Here is an 11,952-nt window from a genome sequence, read left to right as displayed (position 1 = left end):
CGCAGATGCTAGGGTCTGTATGAATGTGTTCGCGCGAAGGCCAGACAAGGCGAAACGGGGCGAGGAAGTGGAATGTACTGGAGTACATGAGCATTCCGAGCCCCGTTTCAACGCAGTATGGGCGAGTGCGGATACATTTCGTACAGAGCCTATCAGTCTTCGGGCGGGCGCACGATATGGCCGTGTATGTCATTTCATGGCCTGCAACAGGATTAAAGGCGCGAAGGCTGGCGGGCGCAGGGTACGAACGCCTAGACTTCGCCAGTCCTCAGCCCAGGAACACCCCGTGACTTCCATCTTCTGGTACGACTACGAAACCACCGGCATCAACCCACGGTGCGACCGCCCCTTGCAGGTGGCGGGAATACGTACCGATTTCGACCTCAACGAAATCGCCGAGCCGGTGAACCTGTATTGCCGGCCCAGCGATGACATCCTGCCCCACCCGGCGGCCTGCGCCATCACCGGCATTACGCCCGCGTGCCTGGCGGAAAAGGGCTTGAGCGAAGCCGACTTCATGACACGCGTCCATGCGCAATTGGCTGCGCCTGGGACCTGTGGTGCCGGCTACAACACCTTGCGCTTCGACGACGAAATGACTCGCTACAGCCTGTATCGCAATTTCTTCGATCCGTACGCTCGGGAATGGCAGGGCGGCAATAGCCGCTGGGACCTCATCGACCTGGTGCGCGCCGCCTATGCGCTGCGCCCCGAGGGCATCGTCTGGCCGCAGGAGGATGGCCGCGTCACCCTCAAGCTCGAACGCCTGACGGCCGCCAACGGCATCGACCATGGCCAGGCCCATGACGCGCTGTCGGACGTGCGCGCGACCATCGCCCTGGCCCGGTTGATCCGCGAAAAACAACCCCGGCTCTACGACTGGTTGTTCCAGTTGCGCGGCAAGCAGAAGGTGATGGACCAGATCCGCCTGTTGCAGCCGATGGTGCATATATCCGGGCGCTTCTCGGCGGCGCGAAACTACATTGGCGTGGTGCTGCCGCTGGCCTGGCACCCGAAGAACCGCAACGCCTTGATCGTTTGTGACTTACACCTGGACCCCCAGGGCTTGCTTGACCATGACGCGCAGCTTTTGCGCCAGCGGTTGTACACCCGCCGCGAAGACTTGCTCGACGGTGAGCTGCCGGTCCCCCTTAAACTCATCCACATCAACAAATGCCCGGTGGTTGCGCCGCTGGCTGTCTTGCGCGCCGAGGACCAACTACGGCTGCAGCTGGACATGGAGGGCGTGCATCAGCGGGCGCTGCGGCTAAGTGACGCACAACACGTCTGGCAAGACAAACTCCAGGCTATTTACGGGCAAGAAGACTTCACTGCCAGCGAAGATCCCGAGCAGCAATTATATGCAGGGTTTCTCGGTGATCGTGATCGCCGTTTATGTGAACAAGTTCGCATGGCGGATCCGTCTGATTTGGCCCAACAGCAGTGGCCATTCGATGATGAACGCCTGCCGGAATTATTGTTTCGATATCGTGCGCGCAACTTTCCAGAGACCTTGGATCCAGCGGAACAACAGCGTTGGACACTTTTTTGCCAGCAACGCCTGTCTTTGCCTGAATGGGGCGCGCCGAATACGCTGAGCAATTTTGATGAGGCGATGACAGAATGGATGGACCTATCTTCGCCGTTGCAGCGCGATGTGCTGATGCAATGGCAGGGCTACAGCCAACAATTGCGCAAACGTTTTAGCCTCTAAACTGCCACGCAGCTATTGAAAGCCAGGGTAAAAACCCAGGCATAAAAAAACGCCAGCAATCGCTGGCGTTTCTGCTTGTAGGCTCCACCTCTTAACGCGCGGCGCCGCTGGCGAGGCTTAGCCCAGCAGGGTTGCCCAGCCTTCTACCACGTCACCGCCCCACTTGGCTTTCCACTCTTTCAACGTCTTGTGGTTGCCACCTTTTGTTTCGATGACTTCGCCATTGTGCGGGTTTTTGTATTGCTTAACTTTACGAGCACGTTTGGTGCCGGTCGTTTTTACCGCGCCGCGGGGTGCTTTACCCGACTTGGCTTCTGGATCCAGCAGGGCAATGATATCGCGCAGGGACTTGGAATATTCGCCCATCAGCGTGCGCAGTTTGCCTTCGAATTCCAATTCTTTTTGCAGTTTGTCGTCTTTGGAGAGGTCGGCCAGACGTTGTTGCAATTCTTCAATAGCTTGTTTTGTGGCGTTGTATTCGGTGATCAGAGACATGGGGACTACCTTATGTAGGACGCTGGTGACAAGGAGACAGTGAAGCAATAGTAATCAGACAGTTTCATCAAGTAAACATTTAAGCCGTGTTTATTTAGTTAAATAGTGCGGGTGCCATGGAAATGGGCATCGCAAATAAATACTCGATGCTGTCTTCATATCCGTTCACACAATTGCGGCGCAGCCACAGGCCACGTCGCGCGCAGCCTCGGTGGTCCCGGGCGGGCAGGGTGTGCGATCGATACTGCAGTTTTGCTACGCAATGGCTAGAATGGCCGCCTTTTTGCGAAGTTCTGGAGTTCCCCTCATGCGCACTTTTCGGCTGGTGATCGCTTGCCCGGACCGCGTCGGTATCGTTGCTAAAGTCAGTAACTTTCTGGCGTCCCATAATGGCTGGATCACTGAAGCGAGCCATCACTCGGACAACCAAAGTGGCTGGTTCTTCATGCGCCACGAGATCCGCGCCGACTCGCTGCCCTTTGGCCTCGAAGCCTTTCGCGAGGCATTCGCCCCGATTGCTGAAGAGTTCTCGATGGATTGGCGTATCACCGATACCGCGCAGAAAAAGCGCGTGGTGCTGATGGCCAGCCGCGAGTCTCATTGCCTGGCTGACTTGCTGCACCGCTGGCACAGCGATGAGCTGGATTGCGACATCGCGTGCGTCATTTCCAACCATGACGACTTGCGCAGCATGGTGGAGTGGCACGGCATTCCTTATTACCACGTCCCCGTCAATCCGCAGGACAAGCAGCCGGCGTTCGCTGAAGTCTCGCGGCTGGTCAAGCAGCATGACGCTGAAGTGGTGGTGCTGGCCCGCTACATGCAAATCCTGCCGCCATCGCTGTGCAGCGAATACGCGCACAAGGTCATCAATATCCACCACAGCTTCCTGCCGTCTTTCGTCGGCGCGAAGCCGTACCACCAGGCATCGATGCGCGGCGTGAAACTGATCGGCGCAACGTGCCACTACGTGACCGAAGAGCTGGACGCCGGCCCGATCATCGAGCAGGACGTGGTGCGTGTCAGCCACAGCGACAGCATTGAAGACATGGTGCGATTCGGTCGCGACGTGGAGAAGATGGTGCTGGCGCGCGGCTTGCGTTATCACCTGGAAGACCGCGTGTTGGTACACGGCAACAAGACCGTCGTATTCTGATCCAACGCAGAACCCGGTGAGGGAGCAAGCTCCCTCGCCGCGATTAGCCTTGAGAGGGCGTGGACCATGACCGATCCCTTGGACAAAGCCACCGCCAAAGCTCCGCCCACCGTGGGCGAGGGCTGCCTGAGCCGCTACGATCCCGACGCGTTGAGCCCCGAGGACGGCACTGAGTTTCCCGACGCCGCGAAGCTCTGGGACGAGCTGAACGACAAGCCTCAGGGCGACTCCGAACCCAATCAATAAAGGGTCAGGCCTGCCTGAGCCTGATCAGCTTCTTGATCAATGGTCGCCCGACCATCAGGACAAACACTGGCCCTCCGGCCAGCAGATAGAAGTAATAGGTCACCGCTCGCCAGATCAGAATCGCCGCCGCCGCGGTGGATTTTCCTACCATGGGCGCCAGTAGCGCCGCCGAGGTCAACTCCGCCGCTCCGGCGCCGCCCGGCAGCAGGCTGAACTGCCCCGCGCTCAGAGAGAGCATCTGGATCAGGAAACTCCACGCCCATTGCAAATCCGCCCCCAGCCCTTTCAATGCCAGATAAAGCACGCTGTAGCGCAGCACCCAGTGCAGGCAGGTCAGGCCGAACACTTGGAAAAGTGTCATTCGGGGCAACTTCAACGTATCGGTGAACGCCGCCAGGAAATTGAGGATCTTGCGTCCCCAACGCCGGCGAGTGCTGGTTTTCACCCGTAGGTGGCGCAGCACTCGGGCACCCAGCAGAATCAGCCGGCGATGGTAGCGCGCGACCAGGGCGCAGCAGGCCAGGCCGCCGAACATCGAAATCGCGCTCAACGCCAGCATCCATTCCATGCGCTGGCTGAGGTTCTGGAACAGCGCGTAGAACAGGATGCCCAGCAAGGCACACAGGAAAAACAGCAGATCGCTCAACTGATCCATCGCGAATACGGCGCTGCCATGGGCCGGGCGCACGCCGTTGCGCGCCAGCAGGGCCATCAGCGTCAAGGGGCCGCCGCTGCCGCCGGGCGTCGCGCACATGGCGAACTCGGTGGACATCACCACGCCCATGCTTTTGACCGCGCCGATGCGCCCACGGTGCTCGCCCAGCAGCAAACGCAGGCGCATCGAGTTCAGCGCCCAGCACAGCACAATCATGCCGAGCATGACCAACAGCAGCGACAACGGAAAGCGCTGCACCCGCGACCACATTTCCCCACCGCCCACCAGCATCGGCACCACAAGCGCGATGAGCAGGGCGGCGACCAGCCAGATCAATCGCTTCATGCGGCGTTACTGACCCGCAGGCCCTGGGTTGCCAGCCAGCCGGCCTTGGTCATCGGCACACGTCCGTCCTCAAGCAGGCGCTGCAGGGTGCGTAGCCAATAATCCCGGGAAAAACCGTGGCGCATGTCCACCGGGTGCAGCCCCAGGCGAATCACAGGTGCCTGGCGCCAGCGCTGTTCGCGCTGGTCGCTGATGATTTTCGACAGGCCCCGGCGCCAGGCGCTGCGCGCGCTCCAGACCAGGCCCGGCGCATCGATCTGGGTGAACTCGGGCAAACGGTAAAGGTGTTGGGTATCGCTGGTGTAGCTCAGAGGCAGCTGGCGCAAGGCTTGCCGGGTGCCTTCGCTCATCAGCCAGGCGGGCGCGACGAAACCTTGGAGCGGCCATTGGTACCGCTGGAAGATTTCGATACCGGCTCGTAGGCGAGCGAGGGCGGCCTCTTCGGACAATCCATAGAACTCGCCTTCGTGGGTGTAGACCCGCCGCATGAAAAAGTCCTTGGGATGAAGGGCGGGCGGGCCGTCGTCGCAATGGTAGTAACCGTGCAAGACCAATTCATCGCCGCGCTCGACCCGGCCGTCCAGCAAGCGCCTGAAGCCGGGGTGATCGTCCAGCGCATTGGCATGATGGAAATCCGGCACCACCAGCCAGGTCATCGGCACCTGGCCAAGGGCGTCGACGGCTTCAACGAAGGGCTGGTAGTCGGGCCAGGTCTGGGGCGCGACGTCATGGAGCACCAACAGCAGGCTGGGGGTGGGATTCATTGCCATCGACGTCGCCTCAACCATTGGCCAGCAGCGGCATCTCTGCGCCGAGCACACTGTAGTAATGGCCCAACAGGCTATTGACCACCGTGTCCCAGGCGTAATGACGCTCTACGTGTCGCCGAGCCCTGGCGCCACGTTGCTCGCAACCTTCGGCGAACAGCTGTCGAACGGCATTAGCCATGGCCTGCGGATTGTCAGGTGTGCACAGCAGACCGCAGTCCTCCTGGACGATTTCGCTGAACGCGCCTGCGGCGACCGCTACCACCGGGATGCCGCTGGCCATCGCTTCGAGGATCACCAGGCCAAAGGTTTCCTGGTCGCCAGCATGTAGCAACGCGTCGGCGCTGGCCATCAGCCGGGCGACCTGGGGCGCCGGGCAGAATTCGTCGATGACGGTGACATTGTCCGGCACCAGGGCGGGCATCGAAGAACCGACCAACAACAAGTGGTAGCGCTCGCCCAGGCGTTTCATGCACTTGAGCAGCACCGGCAGGTTTTTTTCCTTGGAGCCGCGACCGGCGAAGATCAGCAATCGCGCGTCTTCGGCGATGCCCAGCTCCGCCCGCAATTCGGGGTCGCGGGCGGCGGGGTTGAAGGTCTGGAGGTCTACGCCCAAGGGCTGTACATAGACGTTCTTGACGCCCAGCCCGGTCAGTTTGTCGGCCATGACCTGGCTGGGGGCCAGGACTCGGTCGAAGTTGCCGTACAACTTGCTGACGTAGGCCTCGATGTTGGGCGTGAACCAGCTTCCCATGCGGTTGCTGACCAGCAGCGGCAAGTCTGAGTGATAAAAACCGATGACAGGCACATCGAGCTGGCGCCGGGCATCAAGGGCCGCCCAGGCGGTGAGATAGGGATCGCCTACTTCAATGAGATCAGGCTGCAAGTCGCGCAGGACATTACGCCAGGGCGCCAGGCGAAGCGGGAAGCGATAACCCTTGCCAAAGGGGAGCGGAGGGGCTGGAACTTTATAGATTCCGTCCTGCTCACTCAGGTGAGCGCCAGGAATCAAGAGGCTATGGCGGATACCGGGCCGATTGCCCAGGCGCCGGTGCTTGGCATCCAGATAAGTGCGCACGCCACCGCTGGCGGGGGCGTAGAACATGGTTATGTCCGCTATATGCACGATGAACGTCCCTCCGGTCTGTGTTCTCCTGTGTTGACCTTTAGTAAGAATAGATGTTCGGTTGGGGTTGTGAGGGCGGGTTGTCAGTGGAGTATTGCTGGGTTTGACAGGGCCTCATCGCGAGCAAGCTCGCTGCCACATGGGACCTGTGCGTACCACAACCCTGTGCGAGCTTGCTCGCGATAGGGCCCGCCCTGATTCGCAGCTATTATTCCTGCTGCCAACGCCTTAATGCCCAGGCATGCTTTTATATAAGCGCGCAAAATGGCGTCATATCGCAAACACCACGGGTGACGAAATGCCTGACTCATCGCAACTGATCATCGGGGCCGACCTTGCCGGCCAACCTGTCGCCCAGGCCATGCGCCTGGCGAACCGCCATGGACTGGTGGCGGGTGCCACCGGCACGGGCAAGACCGTTACTTTGCAGCGCCTGGCCGAGATGTTCAGCGATGCCGGCGTGGCCGTCTTCGCGGCAGACATCAAGGGCGACTTGTGCGGCCTCGGTGCTGCCGGCGCTCCCCAGGGCAAGATCGCCGAGCGTATCGCCGGCATGCCTTGGCTTGGCCACAAGCCCCAGGCTTATCCGGTGACGCTGTGGGACATTCACGGCCAATCGGGCCATCCGCTGCGCACTACCTTGAGTGAAATGGGCCCGTTGTTGCTCGGCAGCCTTTTGGAACTGACGGACAGCCAGCAATCGGCGTTGTACGCGGCGTTCAAGGTCGCTGATCGGGAAGGCCTGTTGCTGCTGGACCTCAAGGACTTGAAGGCGCTGCTCAACCACCTCAAGGACAACCCCGAATTGCTAGGGGACGATGCCGCCTTGATGACCACGGGTTCCAGCCAGGCGCTGATGCGACGCTTGTCCACGCTGGAACAGCAAGGGGCCGACGCCTTGTTCGGTGAGCCGGCGTTGCAGTTGGAGGACATTCTGCAACCGGCCAGCGATGGTCGCGGCCGTATTCATCTGCTGGACGCCAGCCGACTGGTCCATGAAGCCCCTAAGGTCTACGCGACATTCCTGCTGTGGCTGCTGGCCGAGCTGTTCGAACAACTGCCCGAGCGCGGCGACGCGGACAAACCCTTGCTCGCGCTGTTCTTCGACGAGGCGCACCTGTTGTTTGCCGGCACGCCCAAGGCGCTGCAGGATCGCCTGGAACAAGTGGTGCGACTGATCCGCTCCAAGGGCGTCGGGGTGTATTTCGTGACCCAGTCGCCGGGGGATCTGCCGGACGATGTGCTGGCACAGTTGGGATTGCGCATCCAGCACGGCCTGAGGGCTTTTACCGCCAAGGAACAAAAGTCCTTGCGGGCGGTGGCGGAGGGTTTCCGACCGAACCCGCAATTCGATGCCTTGGCGGTACTCACCGAACTGGGCATCGGTGAAGCCCTGGTCGGCACTCTGCAAGAAAAAGGCACGCCGGAAATCGTCCAACGCGTGCTGGTGGCGCCGCCGCAGTCGCGTATCGGGCCGCTGAGCGAGGCCGAGCGGGCCGGGTTGATTGCCGGTTCACCGTTGCAGGGACGTTACGACAAGCCTATTGATCGCGAGTCGGCCTATGAAGTGCTGATGGGCCGCAAGGGGCTGGAACCACAAGCCGAAGCGACACCGGGCAAGCCCACCGCTGAAGAGCCAAGCTTTACCGAAAAGGCCGGGGAGTTCCTTGGCACCGCGGCGGGCCAGGCCTTGAAATCAGCGATGCGCCAAGCGGCCAATCAACTGGGCCGGCAGTTGGTGCGGGGGTTGATGGGGTCGCTGCTTGGGGGCAGCAAGCGGCGGTAGTCGAGACCGAGTCGCCCCATCGCGAGCAAGCTCGCTCCCACAGTAGGTTTCTGCCAGATACAAAATTTGTGTTCGCCTAGATCCCCTGTGGGAGCGAGCTTGCTCGCGATAGCTATCTAACAGGCGCCAGAAATCTCAATCCTTGGGCCGCGCATGTGCCGCCAACCGCTCCAGCGCCGCCTTCAGGTTAGGGTCGCTGATGCCCTCGGCGGTGGCCTGGATGGTCGCGGCCGCGTCGGTGGACAGGTCCAGGGTATGTCCCTTGGCGCCGGCCTGTACGGTCGGCGGCTGGACCTTGAACAGGATCCGCGTCAGGTTGGCGAATTCATCGAATGCCTGCAATTGACGCAGCAGGCGCTTCTGTTGGTAGCGCAGGCGCGTGGCCCAATGGCCGTCAGTGACGATCAGCAACAAGCTGCCTTCGCGCCAGGACGCTACGTGGCAATGCTCACGCGCGGCGGGCTGCAACTGGCTGTCCACCAGCCGTTGCAGATGACCGAGGCGCCTGGCGTGGCCGAAAATGGCTTTCAGCGGCTTGGCTTCGCGCAGCAGAACGGCGGGCGCCTTGGCTGGAAGAGGGCGGAAGGCCATGGTTGAATACCGCAAAATGACAGAGGCGCCATGGTAGCAGAAGCACCGGTCGCCCCGCCGCCCTGTCGCCCAGCGGCTTTTATCCCACACAATCAATAAGTAACTTATGCGCTTTGTGGGTTGAAGTTCGCGCAAAAGCCCTTATTTTAGGGAGGCCCCGTCACAGCGCTGTGCCAGCATCGTGGAATAACGCCACTTTCCTCACCATCGTTTCCGGGTAGAATGCTCGTTCGCATGCGGCCATGAGGGCTGCACGGGCGACTCACGGGGCCGCCCTCCATCCCTTTAGTGTGGAAGATCCTGCCGATATGTTTGCGCCTTTGTTAAAGAAACTTTTTGGAAGCAAGAATGAGCGTGAAGTCAAGCGCATGCTCAAGACGGTACAGATCGTCAATGCCTTCGAAGAGCAAATGGTGGCCCTTTCGGACGATCAGTTACGCGCCAAGACCGCCGAATTCAAGGACCGCATCGCCAAGGGTGAGACCCTTGACCAGATCCTGCCCGAAGCCTTTGCGGTCTGCCGCGAAGCCGGCAAGCGGGTCATGGGCATGCGTCACTTCGACGTCCAGTTGATCGGCGGCATGACCTTGCACGAAGGCAAGATCGCCGAAATGCGTACCGGTGAGGGCAAGACCCTCGTGGCGACCCTGGCGGTGTATCTCAATGCATTGTCCGGCAAGGGCGTACACGTGGTCACGGTCAACGATTACCTGGCCCGCCGCGACGCCAACTGGATGCGCCCGCTCTACGAGTTCCTCGGCCTGACCGTCGGCGTCGTCACGCCGTTCCAGCCGCCGGAAGAGAAACGCGCCGCCTACGCCTCGGACATCACCTACGGCACCAACAACGAATTCGGCTTCGATTACCTGCGCGACAACATGGCGTTCAGCATGGAAGAAAAATTCCAGCGTGAACTCAACTTTGCCGTCATCGACGAAGTCGACTCCATCCTCATCGACGAAGCCCGTACCCCGCTGATCATTTCCGGTCAGGCCGAGGACAGCTCCAAGCTGTACATCGAGATCAACAAGTTGATCCCACAGCTCAAGCTGCACGTGGAAGAAGTCGAGGGCGAAGTCACTCAGGCCGGTCACTACACCGTCGACGAGAAGACCCGCCAGGTCGAGCTCAACGAATCCGGCCACCAGTTCATCGAAGAGATGCTGACCCGCGTCGGCCTGCTGGCAGAAGGCGAAAGCCTGTACTCGGCCCATAACCTGGGCCTGCTGACCCACGTCTATGCCGGCTTGCGCGCCCACAAGCTTTTCCACCGCAATGTCGAATACATCGTGCAGGACGGCCAGGTCGTGCTGGTGGACGAACACACCGGCCGCACCATGCCGGGCCGTCGCTTGTCCGAAGGCCTGCACCAGGCCATCGAAGCCAAGGAGGGCCTGAACATCCAGGCCGAGAGCCAGACCCTGGCCTCGACCACCTTCCAGAACTACTTCCGCCTGTACAACAAGCTGTCCGGCATGACCGGTACCGCTGACACCGAAGCGTTCGAATTCCACCAGATCTACGGCCTGCAAGTGGTGGTGATTCCGCCGAACAAGCCGCTGGCGCGCAAAGACTACAACGACCTGGTGTTTCTGACCGCCGAAGAGAAATACGCGGCGATCATCAATGACATCAAGGAAGGCATGGCCCAGGGCCGTCCTATCCTGGTGGGCACCGCCACCATCGAGACCTCCGAGCACATGTCCAACCTGCTCACCAAGGAAGGCATCGAGCACAAGGTCCTGAACGCCAAGTTCCACGAGAAGGAAGCCGAGATCATCGCCCAGGCCGGTCGCCCGGGTGCGTTGACCATCGCCACCAACATGGCCGGCCGTGGTACCGACATCCTGCTGGGCGGCAACTGGGAAGTGGAAGTCGCTTCCCTGGAAAACCCGACCCCCGAGCAGATCGCGCAGATCAAGGCCGACTGGCAGAAGCGTCACCAGCAAGTGCTCGAATCCGGCGGCTTGCAGGTGATCGCTTCCGAGCGTCACGAATCCCGCCGTATCGACAACCAGCTGCGTGGCCGTGCCGGTCGCCAGGGTGACGCAGGCTCCAGCCGCTTCTACCTGTCGTTGGAAGACAGCCTGATGCGCATCTTCGCCTCTGACCGGGTGAAGAACTTCATGAAGGCCCTGGGCATGCAGCCAGGCGAGGCGATCGAGCACCGCATGGTGACCAACGCCATCGAAAAGGCCCAGCGCAAGGTCGAAGGCCGCAACTTCGATATCCGCAAGCAATTGCTGGAGTTCGACGACGTCAACAACGAGCAGCGTAAAGTGATCTATCACATGCGCAACAGCTTGTTGGCCGCCGACGACATTGGCGAAACCATCGCCGATTTCCGTCGTGAAGTACTCGACGCGACCATCAGCGCCCACATCCCGCCGCAATCGTTGCCGGAACAGTGGGACGTCGCTGGGTTGGAAGCCTCCCTGCGCAGCGATTTTGGCGTGTCGTTGCCGATCCAGCAGTGGCTCGACGAAGACGACCACCTGTACGAGGAAACCCTGCGCGAGAAGCTGCTGGCCGAACTGATCGCCGCGTACAACGAAAAAGAAGACCAGGCCGGCGCCGAGGCGCTGCGTTCTTTCGAGAAGCAGATCGTGCTGCGCGTGCTGGACGACCTGTGGAAAGACCACTTGTCGACCATGGATCACCTGCGCCACGGTATTCACTTGCGCGGCTACGCCCAGAAGAACCCGAAGCAGGAATACAAGCGCGAGTCCTTCACGCTGTTTTCCGAGCTGCTGGATTCCATCAAGCGCGACTCGATTCGTGTGCTGTCCCACGTTCAGGTTCGCCGCGAAGACCCGGTTGAAGAAGAAGCTCGCCTGCGCCAGGAAGCCGAAGCCTTGGCTGCCCGCATGCAGTTCGAACACGCCGAAGCGCCAGGGCTGGAAGTGGCCCAGGCGATGGAAGAAGGAGTCGACGTGGATGTTGCACTGGCCACCACGCCGGTGCGCAACGAGCAGAAGCTAGGCCGTAACGAGCTGTGCTATTGCGGCTCGGGCAAGAAATACAAGCATTGCCACGGGCAGATTCAATAATCCCGTTTCAACGCTGAACGA

At 60.7% G+C, this 11,952-nt stretch carries 10 protein-coding genes; 5 read left to right on the top strand and 5 right to left on the bottom strand.

Annotated features, from left to right (window positions below; translation table 11 throughout):
• Positions 1-286 precede the first annotated feature (286 nt).
• A complete protein-coding gene (gene sbcB / locus M1D68_RS19835; protein ID WP_434675946.1) occupies positions 287-1,714 on the top strand; it encodes an exodeoxyribonuclease I in 1,428 nt (475 codons plus the stop codon).
• Positions 1,715-1,831: 117 nt separating this feature from the next.
• On the opposite strand, the gene mvaT is transcribed toward sbcB, so the two are convergent.
• On the bottom strand, positions 1,832-2,209 hold the full coding sequence (gene mvaT / locus M1D68_RS19830) for a histone-like nucleoid-structuring protein MvaT (protein ID WP_420765277.1): 378 nt from the start codon (positions 2,207-2,209) through the stop codon (positions 1,832-1,834).
• 307 nt (positions 2,210-2,516) lie between these two features.
• Here mvaT and purU point away from each other — a divergent pair, with 307 nt between their 5' ends.
• Together purU and M1D68_RS19820 are read left to right on the top strand one after the other, a co-directional pair.
• The gene (purU, locus tag M1D68_RS19825; RefSeq protein ID WP_420765276.1) at positions 2,517-3,365 is read left to right on the top strand and encodes a formyltetrahydrofolate deformylase; all 849 of its coding nucleotides are present in this window, start codon (positions 2,517-2,519) and stop codon (positions 3,363-3,365) included.
• A gap of 66 nt (positions 3,366-3,431) precedes the next feature.
• Positions 3,432-3,611: a hypothetical protein gene (locus M1D68_RS19820; RefSeq protein ID WP_420765275.1), complete on the top strand. Its 180-nt coding sequence runs from the start codon at positions 3,432-3,434 to the stop codon at positions 3,609-3,611.
• 4 nt (positions 3,612-3,615) lie between these two features.
• On the opposite strand, the gene M1D68_RS19815 is transcribed toward M1D68_RS19820, so the two are convergent.
• Genes M1D68_RS19815 through M1D68_RS19805 form a run of 3 tightly spaced genes read right to left on the bottom strand, consistent with a single transcriptional unit; the run spans position 3,616 to position 6,483 of the window.
• Positions 3,616-4,611 (bottom strand): lysylphosphatidylglycerol synthase transmembrane domain-containing protein, encoded by a 996-nt coding sequence (locus M1D68_RS19815; protein WP_457968076.1) that lies wholly within the window; start codon positions 4,609-4,611, stop codon positions 3,616-3,618.
• A complete protein-coding gene (locus M1D68_RS19810) occupies positions 4,608-5,381 on the bottom strand; it encodes a DUF2334 domain-containing protein (protein ID WP_434648744.1) in 774 nt (257 codons plus the stop codon). The genes M1D68_RS19815 and M1D68_RS19810 overlap by 4 nt, the downstream gene beginning before the upstream one ends.
• Before the next feature lie 10 nt (positions 5,382-5,391).
• Positions 5,392-6,483: a glycosyltransferase family 4 protein gene (locus M1D68_RS19805; protein WP_420765272.1), complete on the bottom strand. Its 1,092-nt coding sequence runs from the start codon at positions 6,481-6,483 to the stop codon at positions 5,392-5,394.
• A 319-nt stretch (positions 6,484-6,802) separates the two neighbouring features.
• Between M1D68_RS19805 and M1D68_RS19800 the strand changes: the two genes are divergently transcribed.
• Positions 6,803-8,290 carry a helicase HerA-like domain-containing protein gene (locus M1D68_RS19800; RefSeq protein WP_457968075.1) on the top strand — a complete coding sequence of 496 codons (1,488 nt, stop codon included), beginning with the start codon at positions 6,803-6,805 and terminating at the stop codon, positions 8,288-8,290.
• A gap of 135 nt (positions 8,291-8,425) precedes the next feature.
• Here the strand turns inward: M1D68_RS19800 and M1D68_RS19795 are convergent, their stop codons facing one another.
• Complete coding sequence (locus tag M1D68_RS19795) at positions 8,426-8,881, bottom strand: DUF721 domain-containing protein (protein WP_420765270.1); 456 nt, start codon at positions 8,879-8,881, stop codon at positions 8,426-8,428.
• Positions 8,882-9,189: 308 nt separating this feature from the next.
• Between M1D68_RS19795 and secA the strand changes: the two genes are divergently transcribed.
• Complete coding sequence (gene secA, locus M1D68_RS19790; RefSeq protein ID WP_457968074.1) at positions 9,190-11,931, top strand: preprotein translocase subunit SecA; 2,742 nt, start codon at positions 9,190-9,192, stop codon at positions 11,929-11,931.
• Positions 11,932-11,952: the final 21 nt, after the last annotated feature.

The organism is Pseudomonas sp. R4-84, from assembly GCF_054130985.1.
Note: the sequence above shows the minus strand (reverse complement) of the source record. Positions and strands in the feature narration are given on the sequence as shown.